Origin of the sequence: Arthrobacter sp. 49Tsu3.1M3 (assembly GCF_900168135.1) — a bacterium.
Taxonomy (GTDB): domain Bacteria; phylum Actinomycetota; class Actinomycetes; order Actinomycetales; family Micrococcaceae; genus Arthrobacter.
Genome location: NZ_FUZD01000016.1, coordinates 16668 through 33979, shown reverse-complemented (window position 1 = coordinate 33979; position 17312 = coordinate 16668). Strand labels below are relative to the sequence as shown.

Sequence of the window (17312 nt, the reverse complement as noted above, 5' to 3'; positions counted from 1 at the left end):
GTAAATAGCCGGAACGGCCAGCTGGCCGGCGCAGGGATCCGCTCCGCGCCGCACCCGCTGGGAGGCCGGATGACGCCGGCGCCTCGGGCCTCCGACCACATCTGCCGCAGACGGCCGCAAGAGGAGCCTCTTTCCGGCCATCTGTGGCGAATGGCCGCCGGCATGCGGGCCCGTTGCACGGAGGGACCGCCGTGCAGGGAGGGACCGCCGTGCCGGTGGGGCCCTGTGAACCGCGGTGGCGCAAGGGCATGCCCTACAGGATGTCGACGCCGTCCAGGCGCAGTTGCACCGGGTCGTCGCTGCGCTTGGCTGCGGCCGCCGCCTTGACTGCCCGCATGACGGCCGTGGCGGCCGCGGCCTGCGCGTAGGGGATGAACAGCAGGGTCCGGACCTCCTGGCCGGAGTCGCGGGGCACAGCATTTCGCGGCGCAGAATCCCGCGGCACTCCATCCCGCGGCGGTGTGCGGCCTGCCCCCGCGGCCGCCGGCAGAATGACCGGCGCGGGGCCGGCCGTCCGCAGGACAGTTCCCTGCGCCGCCAGCCGCTGGGCAATGGCATCCGTGAAATGGCCGACGGCGGTCCTGCCGCCGGTGACGGAGGCGACCCGCACGGCGGGCGGCAGCTGCAGCTCCTGCCGCAGCGCCAGTTCCCGGCTGGCGTACCCGGCGGGATCCCAGCGCAGCAGGGCGCCAACCCCGGCGGCGTCGTCGGCCGTGATGACCACCAGGCCGCCTTCGGAAGCGGGCCGCACCAGGGCTGCGGCGTTGAACCAGCGGCGGACTGCGTCCTCCCCCGCCCTCAGGTTTTCCCGGCGCAGCAGCGAGTCGCCGTCGAGCAGCAGGGCTGCGGCGTACCCGCCTGCGGCCACCGGTTCGGCACCGACGGTGGCCACCACGAGGGCCGCGGTCTCCGCAACGGTGGCCTTGATCTGGTCCCCGGAGGAGGTGATGACCGGTTTTCCCGGAAACGCCCGGCCCAGCTCCTCCGCGGTGCGGAGGGCTCCCGTGGCGCCGCGCCTTAGCCTGGCGCCGTTGCACGTGCCGCAGCGCCAGGCCGGGTCCGGGGCCGAGCACCAGCGGCATTGCGGTACGGCGCTGCTCCCGGCCGGACCGGCGATTGCCAGGGGCCCGCTGCAGGCGGTGCAGCGCGCCGGTTCCCGGCAGGTGTCGCACACCAGCGAGGGGGCGTAGCCTGCACGGGCCACCTGGACCAGGACCGGACCCCGTTCCAGGCCCTCCTTGGCGGCCCGCCAGGCCGCGCCGGGCAGCCGGGCGATCCGGGCGAGCGGGTCATGCTCGAGTTCGTAGCTGTCGGCCGTGTTCAGGACCCGTGGGACCGTCCGCCGCACGACGGCCCGGTCCGCTTCCACCGCCTGGGCCCAGCCGGAGGCGACCAGCCGTTCCGTTTCGGTGCTGCGTGAATGGGCCGCGAGCAGGCACGCGGCCCCTTCCTGGCCCGCCCGGAGCAGGAGGACTTCGCGGGTGTGCGCGTACGGGGAGCGTTGCTCGATGTGGAGGTCGTCGCCGTCGTCCCAGCAGATGACGAGCCCGAGGTTCGGCACCGGCGCGTAGGCCGCGGACCGGGTGCCCACCGCGACTCCTGCGGCGCCGCTGAGCACGCGCAGGAAGCTGCGGTAGCGCGGCGTCTGGCCGTCGTCCGCGGTGAGCCGCGCGACGTCACCGGCGGGAAGCAGTTCCAGCAGGGCAGATTCCACGCGGTCAAGGTCACGGTAGTCGGGCACCACCACGACGGCGCCGCGGCCGGAGATCCGTACAGCGGCCACGGCTTCGGCGATCATCCGCGGCCAGCTGGCGGGCCCGTACCCCTGCAGGGCGGTCAGCACGGCCCGGGGCGACTCCCCCGCGGCAAGGTGGGCGAGGAACGCCGCACCGTTGCGGTACCTGGTCCAGACGCTGCCCGCGGCCGGCGACGGAAGCGACACGTCGGTCGCCACACCGGAAATCTCAGTGCCGAACAGCCCGGGATCAAGCCGGCCGTCCGGGGCAAATTCCTTTTCGAGCTTGGCCATGCGCGGCGGCACGGCAACGCGCAGGACATCGCTGACCGTTCCGGCGTAGCGCGAGGCGATCCGGCCGGCGAGCTCGGCCACTGCGGGGGTCAGGACCGGGACGGTGGAGAGCACTTTGTGCAGGGGCACCAGGGGGTGGCCGGCGTCGGATCCGGCGGTGCGCTCCAGCAGGTATCCGGCCAGTTCCTGTCCGTTGAATTTGACCTTGACCCGGACTCCGGGGATGGCGTCGGCGTCGAGGGAGGCCGGGACGCTGTAGTCGAAAGGCCTGTCCAGGTGGGGCAGCGAGGACTCGATCAGCACCCGCGCCACCGGCAGGTGGGCTGCAAGGGCGGGACCGGACGCTTCCGCGGTGGAGGCGGGAAAACCCTGGAGCAGGGACAGCTGCTGGGGTTCACCGGGCGCGCCGGCGGCAGGATTGGGACTCACGGCTCACACCTCCCCTCGGGCTGAATGGCGATATCTCAAATGCACAGTGATCCTGGAACAGCGTGATCCTGGATAACCGTGATCCGCAAAAGACTGTGATCCTAAAGACTGTGATCCTAAAGACTGTAGCCAGGCCACCGGAGGGCGGCCTGGCTACAGCACATCACACAGGACTGACAAACTCACCATCAATACAAACCGCCTGGGCGGCTTTGGACGGTGGGCCGGCCTTAGGCGTTGAAGAACGCCTTCAGCTCGTCCACCCGGTCCAGGCGTTCCCACGTGAAGTCCGGGTCTTCGCGGCCGAAGTGACCGTGGGCGGCGGTCTTGGCGTAGATCGGGCGCTTGAGGTCGAGGGCGTCGATGATGGCCCGCGGGCGCAGGTCGAAGATCTCGGCGATCGCGGCGCTGATGCGGGCCGGGTCCACGGTTTCGGTTCCGAATGTCTCAACGTAGGTTCCCACCGGGCGGGCCTGGCCGATCGCGTAGGCGATCTGGATTTCGGCGCGCTTGGCGAGGCCGGCGGCCACCACGTTCTTGGCGACCCAGCGCATGGCGTAGGCGGCCGAGCGGTCCACCTTGGACGGGTCCTTGCCGGAGAACGCGCCGCCGCCGTGACGGGCCATGCCGCCGTAGGTGTCGACGATGATCTTGCGGCCGGTGAGGCCGGCGTCGCCCACCGGGCCGCCAATCACAAAGGCGCCTGCGGGGTTGAGGATGTTGCGGGTCCGTGAGGTGTCCAGGTTGGACAGTGCCATGACCGGTCCCACCACGTACTCGGCGAGGTCCGCCCGGAGCTGGTCGAGGCTGGTGCCTTCGGCGTGCTGGCTGGAGATGACGACGGTTTCGACCGAGACCGGGCGGTCGCCGTCGTAGCCCACGGTGACCTGGGTCTTGCCGTCCGGGCGCAGGTAGGCGAGTTCGCCGTTCTTGCGGACCTCGGTCAGGCGCTCGGAGAGCCGGTGCGCGAGCCAGATCGGCACGGGCATGTAGGACGGCGTTTCGTCGCTGGCGTAGCCGAACATGAGGCCCTGGTCGCCGGCGCCCTGGAGGTCGTAGTCGTCCTCCTGGCGCCCCTCACGCGCTTCGAGGGAGTTGAACACGCCGCCGGCGATGTCGTTGGACTGCTGGCCGATAGATACCGAGACGCCGCACCGGGCGCCGTCGAAGCCGTTGGCCGAAGAGTCGTACCCGATGCCCAGGATGGTCTCCCGGACAATCTGGGGGATCTCGACGTAGGCGTCGGTGGTGACCTCGCCCGCGACGTGGACCAGCCCGGTGGTGGCCAGCGTCTCCACGGCCACCCGGGACTCGGGGTCTTTGTCGAGCAGCGCGTCGAGGATGGCGTCGCTGATCTGGTCACAGATCTTGTCGGGGTGGCCCTCCGTCACCGACTCGGAGGTGAAGAGCCGGAGCGCGGCGGGCGTGGACCCGTGGAAGGCGGGGATGTGCAGCGGTAAAGTCACTCAACTACCTTACTGGTTGGATAACGGACGTCCGGCGGCGTGTGTCCCCGTGCTAAGGAGATGTTGGTTACGCCGGGCTACGCCGGCGGTACAGCCCGGCTCAGCTCGGCGCTGATCCGGTCGATCACGGCAGCCGCGACGTCGGATTTGGAACCCGACGCCTCTTGGGGTTCGGAGCCGTCGCGGGAAAGGATGACTACTGAGTTCGTGTCCTCGCCGAAGACCATGTCCCGGCCCACCTGGTTGACGACCAGCAGGTCGCAGGCTTTCCGCTGCAGCTTGGCCCGGGCATAGTCCAGGACATCCCCGCCGGCGTCGCCCGTCTCGGCGGCGAAGCCGACGATCAGCTGGTTCCGGGACGCGGCGTCGCGGACCTCGACGAGTTCGCGCAGGATGTCGGGGTTGCGCACCAGGTTGATCACGGGATCGGCGACGTCGTCGCGCTTCTTGATCTTGGTCCCGGCGACGTCCGCCGGCCGGAAGTCCGCGACCGCGGCAGCCATGATGACGACGTCGGAGTCGGCGGCCGCGTGCAGCGCCGCCTTCCGCAGTTCCAGGGCAGTTTCGACCTGGACGAGTTCGACGCCGGCGGGCGCCGGGACTTCCATGTGGGCGGCCAGCAGGCGGACGCGGGCGCCGGCTGCGCGGGCGGCCGCGGCCAGGGCCACGCCCTGTTTGCCGGAGGAGCGGTTGCCGAGGAACCGCACGGGATCCAGGGGTTCCCGGGTGCCGCCGGCGCTGATGGTCACCGTCAGTCCGGCCAACGGCGTAACCGCCGACTGCGCCGCCGCCGGCGCGGCGGCCAGGCCGGTGGTCACGTCCGAGTCCAGGGCCGGCATCGCCTCGGAAGCGGCGGCTGTGCCGGCGCCGGCGAGGGCCATGGCGGCGGTAAAGATCGCCTCGGGCTCGGGCAGGCGGCCGGGCCCGGAGTCGGCGCCGGTCAGCCGCCCGCTCGCGGGTTCCAGCACCGTGACGCCGCGGCTGCGCAGGGTTTCGACGTTGGCTGCGGTGGCGGGGTGCTGCCACATTTCGGTGTGCATGGCCGGGGCCATGAGCACCGGGCAGTCGCCGGCCATCAGGAGGGTATTGGTGAGGAGGTCATCGGCCTGGCCGGTGGCCGCACGGGCCAGGAGATCGGCCGTGGCCGGGGCCACGACGATCAGCTCGGCCTCGTGGCCGAGCCGGACATGGTTGACCGTGTGGACGGCGTCGAACACGCTGTTGCTCACCGGGCGCCCGGACAGGGCCTCCCATGTGGCGACGCCGACGAAGCGGGTGGCCGCCTCGGTGGGGATGACCGTGACGTCATGCCCGGCTTCAGTAAAAAGCCGGAGGAGCGATGCCACCTTGTAGGCGGCAATCCCTCCCCCGACTCCGAGGACTATGCGCACGTGATCTCCGTCAGCAGGCAGTCTGTTTACTTGGCTCTTCCCGCGGAGGGAATTACTCTGCGGTTTCGATCGGCGTGGAGACGAGCTTGCCTTCGTTGATCTCGCGCAGCGCGATCGACAGGGACTTCTCGTTCAGCTTGGTGTCGACCAGCGGGCCAACGTACTCAAACAGGCCCTCATGCAGTTGGGCGTAGTACGCGTTGATCTGGCGTGCGCGCTTGGCACCAAAAATCACCAGTCCGTACTTCGAGTCGGCGGCCTTCAGCAGCTCGTCGATCGGCGGGTTGATGATGCCTTCAAGGTTCGTGGACACGAATTCTCCAAATTCTAACGGGCCGGTACGTCCCGGCGCCTAGCGCGGGTTCGGGGTCAGCCCCATGAGTGAAACAAGCTCGTCCGCTGCCCGACGAACGTCATCATTGATGACGGTGTGGTCGAACTCCGGTTCAGCGGCAAGTTCTAGTTTAGCGGTTTCCAGCCTCTGCTGCTGTTCTTCGGCGCTTTCCGTGCCGCGGCCGACGAGCCGGCGGACCATTTCGTCCCAGCTCGGGGGCGCCAGGAACACAAACTGGGCATCCGGGACGGCCTGCTTGACCTGCCGGGCGCCCTGCAGATCGATCTCCAACAGGACCGAGCGGCCCTCGGCAATGGCGGCGTCAACCGTGCTGCGCAGCGTGCCGTAGCGGTTCCGGCCGTGGACAACGGCCCACTCGAGCAATTCGCCGTTTTCGACCAGGGAATCGAATTCCTCGACGGACTTGAAGAAGTAGTGGATCCCGTCCTGCTCCCCCGGCCGCGGCGGGCGCGTGGTGGCCGACACGGAGAGCCAGACGCCGGGGTAGTTGTCCCGGATGTAGGTGGACACGGTGCCTTTGCCAACAGCCGTCGGGCCGGCGAGGACTGTCAGTCCCGGTTTCTTGCTCACATATTCCTTTGGCGGTGGTGGGCGGCTCGGCGGACCGAGCTACTTGTCGTCAATAAAATCTACCAGCGCCCGGCGCTGGTGGATTCCCAGGCCGCGGACCCGTCGGGATTGTGCGATGCCGAGCTGGTCCATGATGGCCGCCGCCCGCACCCGCCCGATCCCCGGCAGGGCCTCGAGCAGTTCCACGATTCTCATGCGGGCAATGGCGTCGTCGGATTCGGCGGCACTGATGACTTTGGCGATGGTCAGCTCGCCCGTCTTGAGCCGCTCCTTTGCCTCGGCCCTGGTGGCCCTTGCGGCAGCGGCCTTGCGAAGGGCGTCGGAACGCTCCTGAGGAGTGAGTGGTCTCAAACTCACGGAAGGCCTCCCTGCATGGCGGGACGGGGCACTCATGCCCTTGCCCCGAACCTACCGTCAGGCGGCGGCAGAAATCAATGGAAATCTGCGCGCCGGCCAGTTCGGTAACGGGGAAAAGCGCAATCCCAAACGGGACAGCCGCGGGCCCGGGTCCGGCAGCTCCGGTCCCGGGCCCGCTCGGCGGCTGCCGCTAAGCCGCGAGGAGTTCGTCGAGGGTGCGCCGCGCGGCATCCCGGAGGGCCTGCTGCTGCGGTCCGGCGCCGAGGATGTCCCGGCTCGAGGTGCCCAGGACCTGGGGATAGGCCGCACCGAAAGTGCGGCGCAGGTCCGCGGCGGTGGCGCCCTGCGCGCCCAGCCCGGGGGCTAGGATGGGCCCGCGGACCGCCGCCAGGTCGAGATCCAGTGCGGAGAGGGCCGAGCCCACCGTGGCGCCGACCACCAGGCCCACGGAACCTAGCGAACCGTCATAGCGACGGTTCTCCACAGCGGCCGCTTCGGTGATCCGCCGCGCGACGGAATCCGATCCGCCGACGTGCTGGACCGAGGCGCCCTCCGGGTTCGAGGTCAGCGCGAGGACGAACACCCCGCGCCCGGTCTCGGCCGCCAGGTCCAGGGCGGGCCGGAGTGACTCGAAGCCCAGGTACGGGCTCAACGTCACCGAATCCGCGGCCAGGGCCGAACCGTCCCGCAGCCAGGCATCCGCGTAAGCGGCCATGGTGGAGCCGATGTCGCCGCGTTTGGCGTCCGCGATGGTCAGCACGGACGCTTCCGCCGCCGCGGCCAGGGTGCGTTCAAGCACGGCGATTCCGGCCGAACCGTGGCGCTCGTACAGGGCCACCTGCGGTTTCACCGCGGCAGCGAGGGAGCCCACGGCCTCCAGCACGGTCAGCGAGAAGCGTTCCAGCCCGGCGGCGTCGTCAGTGAGGCCCCAGCGCTGCAGCAGCGCCGGGTGCGGGTCGATGCCGACGCAGAGCGGGCCGCGGTCCGCCATGGCCCGCCCCAGCCGGGAGCCGAAGGACTCCCGGCCGGCCGCTGGGGCGGTGGATACCTCAGGCATCCTGGAGCGCCTTCAGGTTCGCGGCGTGTTCCTGCAGGCTCGTGACTGACCATTCGTAGGTGCGCAGCGCCTCGATGGCCTGGACGGCGGCGTTGAACTCGGCCACGGTGGTGATGCACGGGATGCCGATCGACGTCGCGGCGGCACGCAGTTCGTAGCCGTCGCTGCGGGCCTCGCCACCGGAGGGGGTGTTGAAGACCATGTCGATCTCGCCGGCAATGATGAGGTCGGCGATGGTGCCTTCGCCTTCGGCGCTGGAGCCCTCGGCGACCTTCCGGACCGGGGTGGCCTGGATGCCGTTGCGGCGCAGGACGTCGGCCGTGCCGCCGGTGGAGACGATCTCGAAGCCGAGGTCCGAGAGCCGCTTGACGCCCATGATGACCGAGCGCTTGTCCCGGTTCGCCACCGAGACGAAGATCTTGCCCTCGGTGGGCAGCGCGTTGTTGGCGGCCGCCTGGCTCTTGGCGAAGGCCGTGTCGAAGTGCTTGTCGATGCCCATGACCTCGCCCGTGGAGCGCATTTCCGGGCCAAGCAGGGAGTCGACCACCTTGCCCTCCGGAGTGCGGAAGCGGCTGAACGGCAGCACGGCCTCCTTGACCGAGACCGGCGCATCCAGCGGCAGCGAGGAGCCGTCGCCGCTCTCCGGCAGCATCTTGTACGCGCTGCGGAGCTGGTTGATGGTGACGCCGGTGCCGATCAGGGCCGCGGCCTTCGCCATCTGGACGCCCGTGGCCTTGGAGACGAACGGGACAGTGCGGGACGCGCGCGGGTTGGCTTCGAGGACGTAGAGCACGTCGGAGGCCAAGGCGAACTGGATGTTGATCAGGCCGCGGACGCCCACGCCCTCGGCGATCGCCAGGGTGGCGGTGCGCACCCGTTCCAGTACGTTGCCGCCCAGGGTGATGGGCGGAAGCACGCAGGCCGAGTCGCCGGAGTGGATGCCGGCCTCCTCGATGTGTTCCATGATGCCGCCGAGGTACATCTCCGTGCCGTCGTAGAGGGCATCGACGTCGATCTCGACGGCGTCCTCGAGGAAGCGGTCGATCAGCACCGGGTGGTCGGGGGTGATTTCGGTGGCGTTGGCGATGTAGCGGGAGAGGTTGGGCTCATCGTAGACGATCTCCATGCCGCGTCCGCCGAGGACGTAGGACGGGCGGACCAGGACCGGGTAGCCGATCTCGTCCGCGATCTTCTTGGCGTCCTCGAAGGACACGGCGGTGCCGTTCTTCGGCGAGACGAGCCCGGCCTTGTCGAGGACGCGGGAGAAGGCGCCGCGGTGTTCGGCCAGGTCGATTGCCTCCGGCGAGGTGCCGAGGATCGGCACGCCGGCGTCGGCGAGCTGCTGGGCGAGCTTGAGCGGGGTCTGGCCGCCGAGCTGGACGAAGACGCCCATGACCCCGCCGGTGCGCTCCTCGGCCGCGATGACCTCGAGGACGTCCTCCAGGGTGAGCGGTTCGAAGTAGAGCCGGGTGGAGACGTCGTAGTCCGTGGAGACGGTTTCCGGGTTGCAGTTGACCATCACGGTCTCGTAGCCGGCCTTGCGCAGCGCCATCGAGGCGTGCACGCAGGAGTAGTCGAACTCGATGCCCTGGCCGATCCGGTTGGGACCGGACCCCAGGATGATGATGGACGGCTTGGCGTGCAGCGCAACCTCGTCCTCCTCGTCATAGGACGAGTAGTGGTACGGGGTGTAGGCGGCGAACTCGGCCGCGCAGGTGTCCACGGTCTTGTAGACGGGACGGATGCCCAGGGCCTGCCGGACCCCGCGGACGACGTCCTCGGAGTTGTGGGTCAGCGCACCGATCTGCTCGTCGGAGAAGCCGTGGCGCTTGGCGCGGGTCAGCATCTCCGGGGTCAGCGCCGCGGCCTGGCGGATTTCGAGCGAGATCTCGTTCAGCAGCTGGAGCTGGTCCAGGTACCAGGGGTCGATCTTGGTCGCCTCGAAGAGCTGTTCCACGGTGGCGCCGCCGAGCATGGCGCGCTGCACCTGGTGCAGGCGCTCGGTGGTGGGACGCTTGGCCTTCTCGATCAGCTCCGCGACTTCCCATTCCGGGACGTGGCTGAAGTCCAGCTGGGAGCCCTTCTGCTCCAGGGAGCGCAGGGCCTTCTGCAGCGCCTCGGTGAAGTTCCGGCCCATGGCCATGGCCTCGCCCACCGACTTCATGGTGGTGGTCAGGGTGGGGTCCGCGGCCGGGAACTTCTCGAAGGCGAAGCGCGGGACCTTCACCACCACGTAGTCCAGGGTCGGTTCGAAGGACGCCGGGGTCTTCTGGGTGATGTCGTTCGGGATCTCGTCCAGGGTGTAGCCGAGGGAGAGCTTCGTGGCGATCTTGGCGATCGCGAAGCCGGTGGCCTTGGACGCGAGGGCGGAGGAACGCGAGACGCGGGGGTTCATTTCGATCACGACGACGCGGCCCGTGTCCGGCTCGACGGCGAACTGGATGTTGCAGCCGCCGGTGTCGACGCCGACCTCGCGGATGACCGCGATCGAGATGTCGCGCAGCCGCTGGTACTCGCGGTCCGTCAGGGTCAGCGCCGGGGCCACGGTGATCGAGTCGCCGGTGTGCACGCCGACCGGGTCGAAGTTCTCGATGGAGCAGACCACCACGACGTTGTCGTTCTTGTCCCGCATCATCTCGAGCTCGTACTCCTTCCAGCCGAGGATGCTCTCTTCGAGCAGCACCTCGGAGGTGGGGCTGTACTGCAGGCCCTGGCCGACAATCCGGCGCAGGTCCCCCTCGTCGTAGGCCAGCCCGGAACCCAGGCCGCCCATGGTGAAGGAGGGCCGGACGACCATCGGGTAACCGAGGTCCCCGGCCGCGGCGAGTGCCTCGTCCATGGTGTGGATGATGTGGCTGCGGGCCGACTCGGCGCCGCAGCGCTCGACGACGCCCTTGAACTTCTCGCGGTCCTCGCCCAGCTCAATCGCGGCAATGTTGGCGCCGATCAGCTCGACGTTGTACTTCTCCAGGACGCCGTTCTTGTCCAGCGCGATGGCCGTGTTGAGGGCCGTCTGGCCGCCGAGGGTCGGCAGGAGCGCGTCGGGGCGCTCCTTGGCGATGATTTTCTCCACCACTTCGGGGGTGATCGGCTCGATGTAGGTCGCGTCAGCGAACTCGGGGTCCGTCATGATGGTGGCCGGGTTGGAGTTGACGAGGATGACCCGCAGGCCTTCCTCCTTGAGGACGCGCAGTGCCTGGGTGCCGGAGTAATCGAATTCGGCCGCCTGGCCGATCACGATCGGGCCGGACCCGATGACCATGACGCTCTTGAGGTCAGTTCTCTTGGGCATTACTTCGTGTCCTCAGTCTTGGAATCGGTGGCAGTCTTTGTGCCGGTCTCTGTCTTTGAAGAAGCGTCCGCCATCAGCTCGATGAAGCGGTCGAAGAGGTAGGCGGCGTCGTGCGGGCCGGCGGCCGCTTCGGGGTGGTACTGCACGGAGAAGGCCGGAATGTCGAGGCAGGACAGTCCTTCGACGACGTCGTCGTTGAGGCTCACGTGGCTGACCTCGACGCGGCCGAAGCGCTCCTCGGGGGCCTGGGTGGCGCCGTTGAGCGGGGCGTCGACGGCGAAGCCGTGGTTCTGCGAGGTGATTTCGACCTTGCCGGTGCGGCGGTCCATCACGGGCTGGTTCAGGCCGCGGTGGCCGTAGCGGAGCTTGTAGGTGCCGAACCCGAGGGCCCGGCCGAGGATCTGGTTGCCGAAGCAGATGCCGAAGTACGGGATCTTCTCGTCGAGCACGGAGCGCAGCAGCGCCACCTGGTTGTCCGCGGTGGCGGGGTCGCCGGGGCCGTTGGACATGAAGAAGCCGTCGGGGTTGACGGCCTGGACGTCGGCGAGGGTTGCCGTGGCGGGCAGCACGTGCACCCGGACCCCGCGCTCGGCGAACCGGACGGGGGTCATGCGCTTGATGCCGAGGTCGATCGCGGCGATGCTGAACCGCGGCTCGCCGTCCCAGCCGAAGTCCTTGGGCTCCACCGTGTAGGCGGCGTCCACGCTGACTTCCTCGGCGAGCCGTGAGCCTTCCATCGGCGCGCTGGCCAGGACGGCGTCGACGAGTTCCTTGTCCGTGGTGCGGGCGGCGTCGCCGGAGAAGATGCCGGCGCGCATGGTCTTGTGTTCGCGCAGGTGGCGGGTGATGGCGCGGGTGTCGACGCCCTGGATCCCGACGATCCCCTGCTCGAGGAGCTCGTCGTCGAGGGAGCGTTCGGAACGCCAGTTGGAGGGCCGGCGCGCGGCGTCGCGGACGATGTAGCCGGCCACCCAGATGCGGCGGGACTCGGCGTCGTCGGTGTTGACGCCGGTGTTGCCGATGTGCGGTGCGGTCTGCACCACGAGCTGGCGTGCGTAGGAGGGGTCGGTGATGGTCTCCTGGTAGCCGGTCATGCCGGTCGCGAAGACTGCCTCGCCGAGGGCCGTTCCGGTGGCGCCGTAGCTGCTGCCGCGGAAGATCCGGCCGTCCTCGAGCACGAGGACTGCGGGGCTGGATGCTGCTGCAGCGGGTGCAGTGGGGGTTGGTGTCACTGTTTTATCTGTCACTGTGTTTTCTGACACTGCTGTTTCTGTCACGGTGTTTTCTGACACTGCTGTTTCTGTCACTTCGTTGGATTCCGTCACGTCGTTACTTTCCACTATCGGCTTCTGCCTGAGGGGCTGCGGAGATCAAATCTTGGAGGGTGGTGAGGAGCACGGCTTTGTCCTCGGCGCGGCGCGTCCGGTAGCCGGTGTCGAGTTCGTGGGAACCGAGCATCCAGCTGAGCACCAGCAGGCCGTCCTTTTCCACGAACTTTCCGGCCATGCCGCTTTCCTGCCGCACACCGGTGAGGCGTCCGGCCGGGATGAACACCGGGCCGGCGCCCGCGCGCTCGAACAGCACGCCTTCGGGGTGCACGGAGAGCTTGGCGTTGGTGCGGATGCCCAGATTGTGCACGGCGATCCGGTCCAGCCAGTCGCCGGCGGTGGTGGAGGCGACGTACTGGCCGTCGGCGGCTGCCAGCGGGGCGCCGAGTTCGGCGGGAACCTCGGGGAGGGGCTCGACGTCGGACTGGCGGCGCAGGCGGTTACGCCAGCCGATGGCGATGAGGGCAAGCGCGACGCCAATCAGGACGAGCGTGAAGAGCAGGGAGAGGTCTTTGACACTCACGGGCGGCGGCCCGCCGGTCCGGCGTCGGGCGCATCGACCGGCCACCGGTACGGGGTGTTGAGTTTTCCGTCGAGAACGGTCGGGTGGCCCTTGAAAAACGTCGCCACTACCTTCCCCGGCAGTTCCCGGCCGGCAAACGGAGAGTTACGGCCCATGGTTGCCATCTTAGAAGGGTCCACGGTCCAGCGCGCAGCCGGGTCCACGAGTATGACGTTGGCAGGCTCCCCGCCCTCGAGCGGCCGGCCCTGGTCCTGGACCCGGCCGATGGCGGCCGGCGCCGTGGAGGTCACGCGGGCAAAGTCTTCCCAGCCCATCAGGCCGGTTTCGATCATGGTGTGCTGGACCACGGAGAGCGCGGTTTCCAGCCCGGTCATGCCCATGGCCGCCTGCGCCCACTCGCATTCCTTGTGTTCGCTCGGGTGCGGGGCGTGGTCGGTGCCGACGACGTCGATCGTGCCGTCGGCCAGGGCGGCCCGGAGGGCCTGGACATCGGCGTCCGTGCGAAGCGGCGGGTTGACCTTGTAGACGGGGTCGTAGCTGCGGGCGAGCTCATCCGTGAGCCAGAGGTGGTGCGGGGTGACCTCGGCCGTGACGTTGACGCCGCGGGACTTGGCCCAGCGGATGATTTCCACGGACCCGGCCGTGGAGACGTGGCAGACGTGCAGCCGTGACCCGACGTGCTGGGCCAGCAGGACGTCCCGGGCGATGATGCTCTCTTCGGCGACGGCCGGCCAGCCGGCCAGGCCGAGGACGGCGGAGACCTCGCCCTCGTTCATCTGGGCGCCGGCGGTGAGGCGGGGTTCCTGCGCGTGCTGGGCCACGACGCCGTCGAACGCCTTGACGTATTCGAGCGCGCGGCGCATCAGCACCGGATCGTGGACGCACATGCCGTCGTCGGAGAACACCCGCACGTGGGCGCGGGAGTCGGCCATGGCGCCGAGCTCGGCGAGCTGCTCCCCCGCGAGGCTCACGGTGACTGCTCCCACCGGGCGGACGTCCACCCAGCCGGCAGTCCGGCCAAGGGTGAGGACTTGCTCCACGACGCCGGCGGTGTCCGCCACCGGGGTGCTGTTGGCCATGGCGTGGACGGCCGTGTAGCCGCCAAGGGCGGCGGCGCGGGTGCCGGTTTCGACGGTTTCGGCGTCTTCGCGGCCGGGTTCGCGCAGGTGGGTATGGATGTCCACCATGCCCGGGAGCGCGACGAGGCCCGCGGCGTCGATGACTGTTGCGTCCCGCACCCCGGCGCCGTCGGCGTCCAGTTGCTGTCCGCGGGCGGCGATCACGCCGTCCCGGATCAGGAGGTCCTCGGCTGCTCCGCCCAGGATCGAGGCACCCCGGATGAGGTAGGCGCCGCTGTTGTCTGCGTTCTGGTGCTGATCGGCCATCAGTGGCTCTCCTGGTGGGAATAAGTGAGGTTCGGAATGGCGGCGTGGGCCGCGGATACGGGCGCAGCGGCAGAGGCAGCGGCAGAAACTGGTGCGGCGGCCGGCTCGCGGTTCTCCCCGGACAGCAGCAGGTACAGCGCCGCCATCCGGACCGAGACGCCGTTGCGCACCTGCGCCAGCACGGTGGAGCGGGGCGAGTCGGCAGCGGCCGCGGAGATTTCCAGGCCGCGGTTCATGGGACCCGGGTGCATGATGATGGTGTCCTTGAGCCCCAGGCTGTCGAGGGCACGGAGCCGGTTGTCGTCGAAGCCCCAGCGCCGCGAGTATTCGCGGGTGGTGGGGAAGAAGGAGGCATTCATCCGTTCGCCCTGGACCCGGAGCATCATCATCGCGTCCACCCCCTTGGCGAGGGTCTCGTCGAGGTCGAAGCTGACCGCGCAGGGCCATTTGTCGACGCCGACGGGCAGCAGCGTGGGCGGCGCGACGAGGGTGACCTCGGCGCCGAGGGTCCGCAGCAGCCAGACGTTGGAGCGGGCCACGCGGGAGTGCAGGACGTCACCGGCGATGGCGACGCGCATGCCTTTGAGGTCGGCACCGGCCGACGGCGTGCCGGCCAGCTTCGACCAGTGCCGGCGCATCGTGAACGCGTCCAGCAACGCCTGCGTGGGGTGTTCGTGGGTGCCGTCGCCGGCGTTGATGACGGCGGCGTCGATCCAGTCGGTCGCGGCGAGCCGGTGCGGGGCGCCGGAGGCCCAGTGCCGGATGACCACGGCGTCGGCCCCCATCGCGGCGAGGGTCTGGGCGGTGTCCTTCAGCGACTCGCCCTTGGAGACGGACGAACCCTTCGCGGCGAAGTTGATGACGTCGGCCGAGAGCCGCTTGGCGGCGGCTTCGAAGGAGATCCGGGTGCGGGTGGAGTCCTCGAAGAAGAGGTTCACCACGGTGCGCCCCCGCAGGGCGGGGAGCTTTTTGACCTCGCGCTCCCCCACCGCAGCCATTTCCTCGGCGGTGTCCAGGATGCGGATGGCGTTGTGCAGGCTCAGGTCTTCGGTGGAGAGCAGGTGCCTCATGCGGTGGCCTCGATGACGACTTCATTGACGGGGGTGCCGTCTGTTGCCCCGCTTCCGGCAGAATCGGTTTCCTCGAGCCGGACCCGGACCTTCTCCGATGATGAGGTAGGCAGGTTCTTGCCGACATGGTCGGCGCGGATGGGCAGTTCGCGGTGGCCGCGGTCGATCAGCACGGCGAGGCGGACAATCCGCGGCCGGCCGAGGTCGATGATAGCGTCCAGTGCTGCCCGGATGGTGCGTCCTGAGTAGAGGACGTCGTCGATCAGCACCACAACTTTGTTGTCGATGCCGGTGCGCGGCAGCTGGGTGGGGTACGGCGGCCTGGTGGGCTGGTGGGAGAGGTCGTCGCGGAACATCGTGACGTCGAGTTGGCCGACAATGGCGGCGGCGTCCACGGTGGGATCCGCGGCGGCGATCTTGGCGGCGAGGCGGACGGCGAGGGGATAGCCCCGGCGCGGGATGCCCAGCAGGACGAGGTCCTGGGAGCCCTTGTTGGCCTCGAGAATTTCATGGGCGATACGAGTGAGGGCGCGGTCTATGTCAGCCTGGTTGAGGACAACCCGGGTGAGCACCACCTGCGCCGGACCCGGTGCTGAAGGCACGGAAGTCATGGCTCGTCTCCCCTTTCCCCGCCTCACGGGACGGAATTAAAAAAGGATTATTTGCTCTTTCAAATTACCACAACGGCGCTGCCGCCCCGTCGCCGCCGGAATGCGTTTAACCTCACACGGACATAGGCTCGGTTCCATGACCATGAACGAGCCGCGGCCGGGGCATGATCACCCCGGCGGCCCCCGGCAGGGGCCGCTGCCCCAGCAGGCGAACCCGACGTGGCTGGGGCGGGTCCAGCCGGCGTACTACCAGCGGCCCCCTGCCAACGACGGCGGCCGGTTGCAGCCGGTCCTGCCTCCCGCCCGGCTGGCGGGAGGCGGCCCGGGCTGGAAGAACGGCCGCAGTTCCGGCGTTTTCGGCCTCGTGCTGGCCGGCGGATTCCTGGCGTTCCTCTGCCTCTTCCTGGTGGTGCCCTTCCTGCTGGAAAGGACCGGAATCACCGGCTTTGCCATTGGTTTCATTGCCTCGCTGGTTCCCCTGGGGACCGTGTTGCTGACGGTGCGCTTCATCGACCGCTGGGAACCCGAGCCGAGGGCCCTGCTGCTTTTCGCGTTTGCCTGGGGAGCCGTCGTCTCGATCGCGGTGACGATGCTGATCCAGCCCTATTTCTCTCTGGTGGCGGGGCCGGCCTCGGGACTGGACTACACGACGTTCGCCGTCACGGTCCAGGCGCCGGTGGTGGAGGAATTCGCCAAGTCCCTGGGGCTGCTGTTGCTCGTGCTCTTTGCCCCGAAACACTTCAACGGACCGGTCGACGGTGTGGTGTTCGCCTTCACGATCGCGGCGGGCTTCGCGTTTACCGAGAACATCCTCTACTTCGGCCGCGCCATCGCCGAATCCAGCGACCCCGGCACGGACTTCGCGGTGGTCTTCTTTCTGCGCGGGGTCCTCTCGCCCTTCGCCCACGCCATTTTCACGGGTACCACGGGCCTGGTGATGGGCTTCGCCGCCGGCCGCGGGAACACCGGGCTGTCCGTGCTGGCGTTCTTCGGCGGCCTCGTCCCCGCGATGCTGCTGCACAGCGCCTGGAACAGCATGGGCCGGGACTTCCTGGGCCGGTACGTGATGGTGCAGGTGCCGATCTTCCTGCTGGCGGTGCTGGTGATCGTGCTGCTGCGGGTGGCTGAGCGCAGGCTCACCCGCCAGCGGCTGAAGGAATACGCGGCCGCTGGCTGGTTTACCGCGGGCGAGGTGGACATGCTGGCCACCGCCGCCGGGCGCCGTTCAGCGCTTCGCTGGGCCCGCTCCACCGGGCGGGGCGTGCAGATGAAGGCGCTGCTCGATGCCGCCACCCAGCTCGCCCTCACCCGGCAACGGATTCTCAGCGGCCGGGACGTGCCGGCACACCAGCGCGATGAGCAGTACCAACTCGCCGAGATCGCCGCGCTCCGGGCCGCCGTCGTCGGCTAGGGACCGGGGGAAACCAGTGGGGCCGGCGCGGGCGCGGA

Annotated in this window: 14 protein-coding genes; 1 reads left to right on the top strand and 13 read right to left on the bottom strand. The window is 69.1% G+C overall.

The features are described from left to right. Positions 1–253 precede the first annotated feature (253 nt). The 13 genes from B5X90_RS15475 to pyrR all read right to left on the bottom strand — a co-directional run bounded on the left by B5X90_RS15475 (position 254) and on the right by pyrR (position 15863). Positions 254–2458: a primosomal protein N' family DNA-binding protein gene (locus B5X90_RS15475; RefSeq protein WP_079554574.1), complete on the bottom strand. Its 2205-nt coding sequence runs from the start codon at positions 2456–2458 to the stop codon at positions 254–256. Between the two features lie 230 nt (positions 2459–2688). Further along, on the bottom strand, positions 2689–3924 hold the full coding sequence (gene metK, locus B5X90_RS15470; RefSeq protein WP_079554572.1) for a methionine adenosyltransferase: 1236 nt from the start codon (positions 3922–3924) through the stop codon (positions 2689–2691). Between the two features lie 77 nt (positions 3925–4001). Next, positions 4002–5315 (bottom strand): bifunctional phosphopantothenoylcysteine decarboxylase/phosphopantothenate synthase, encoded by a 1314-nt coding sequence (locus tag B5X90_RS15465; protein ID WP_079554570.1) that lies wholly within the window; start codon positions 5313–5315, stop codon positions 4002–4004. A 52-nt stretch (positions 5316–5367) separates the two neighbouring features. After that, positions 5368–5628: a DNA-directed RNA polymerase subunit omega gene (gene rpoZ, locus B5X90_RS15460; RefSeq protein ID WP_018773134.1), complete on the bottom strand. Its 261-nt coding sequence runs from the start codon at positions 5626–5628 to the stop codon at positions 5368–5370. Between the two features lie 39 nt (positions 5629–5667). Beyond that, on the bottom strand, positions 5668–6240 hold the full coding sequence (gene gmk / locus B5X90_RS15455; RefSeq protein ID WP_079554568.1) for a guanylate kinase: 573 nt from the start codon (positions 6238–6240) through the stop codon (positions 5668–5670). 39 nt (positions 6241–6279) lie between these two features. After that, positions 6280–6597, bottom strand: a complete 318-nt coding sequence (gene mihF, locus B5X90_RS15450; protein ID WP_018773136.1) for an integration host factor, actinobacterial type — start codon at positions 6595–6597, stop codon at positions 6280–6282. Positions 6598–6787: 190 nt separating this feature from the next. Then, positions 6788–7654 carry an orotidine-5'-phosphate decarboxylase gene (gene pyrF, locus B5X90_RS15445; RefSeq protein ID WP_079554566.1) on the bottom strand — a complete coding sequence of 289 codons (867 nt, stop codon included), beginning with the start codon at positions 7652–7654 and terminating at the stop codon, positions 6788–6790. Beyond that, positions 7647–10946: a carbamoyl-phosphate synthase large subunit gene (gene carB / locus B5X90_RS15440; RefSeq protein ID WP_079554564.1), complete on the bottom strand. Its 3300-nt coding sequence runs from the start codon at positions 10944–10946 to the stop codon at positions 7647–7649. The genes pyrF and carB overlap by 8 nt, the downstream gene beginning before the upstream one ends. Beyond that, positions 10946–12193, bottom strand: a complete 1248-nt coding sequence (carA, locus tag B5X90_RS15435; protein ID WP_372702893.1) for a glutamine-hydrolyzing carbamoyl-phosphate synthase small subunit — start codon at positions 12191–12193, stop codon at positions 10946–10948. The genes carB and carA overlap by 1 nt, the downstream gene beginning before the upstream one ends. A gap of 82 nt (positions 12194–12275) precedes the next feature. After that, complete coding sequence (locus B5X90_RS15430; RefSeq protein WP_079554562.1) at positions 12276–12797, bottom strand: PH-like domain-containing protein; 522 nt, start codon at positions 12795–12797, stop codon at positions 12276–12278. Next, a complete protein-coding gene (locus B5X90_RS15425) occupies positions 12794–14182 on the bottom strand; it encodes a dihydroorotase (RefSeq protein WP_079554560.1) in 1389 nt (462 codons plus the stop codon). The genes B5X90_RS15430 and B5X90_RS15425 overlap by 4 nt, the downstream gene beginning before the upstream one ends. After that, positions 14182–15252 carry an aspartate carbamoyltransferase catalytic subunit gene (locus tag B5X90_RS15420; RefSeq protein WP_079554558.1) on the bottom strand — a complete coding sequence of 357 codons (1071 nt, stop codon included), beginning with the start codon at positions 15250–15252 and terminating at the stop codon, positions 14182–14184. Before B5X90_RS15420 ends, B5X90_RS15425 begins: the two co-directional genes overlap by 1 nt. Then, positions 15249–15863 carry a bifunctional pyr operon transcriptional regulator/uracil phosphoribosyltransferase PyrR gene (gene pyrR, locus B5X90_RS15415; RefSeq protein ID WP_079554556.1) on the bottom strand — a complete coding sequence of 205 codons (615 nt, stop codon included), beginning with the start codon at positions 15861–15863 and terminating at the stop codon, positions 15249–15251. The genes B5X90_RS15420 and pyrR overlap by 4 nt, the downstream gene beginning before the upstream one ends. A 136-nt stretch (positions 15864–15999) precedes the next feature. Here pyrR and B5X90_RS15410 point away from each other — a divergent pair, with 136 nt between their 5' ends. Then, positions 16000–17274: a PrsW family intramembrane metalloprotease gene (locus B5X90_RS15410; RefSeq protein WP_256860270.1), complete on the top strand. Its 1275-nt coding sequence runs from the start codon at positions 16000–16002 to the stop codon at positions 17272–17274. Positions 17275–17312: the final 38 nt, after the last annotated feature.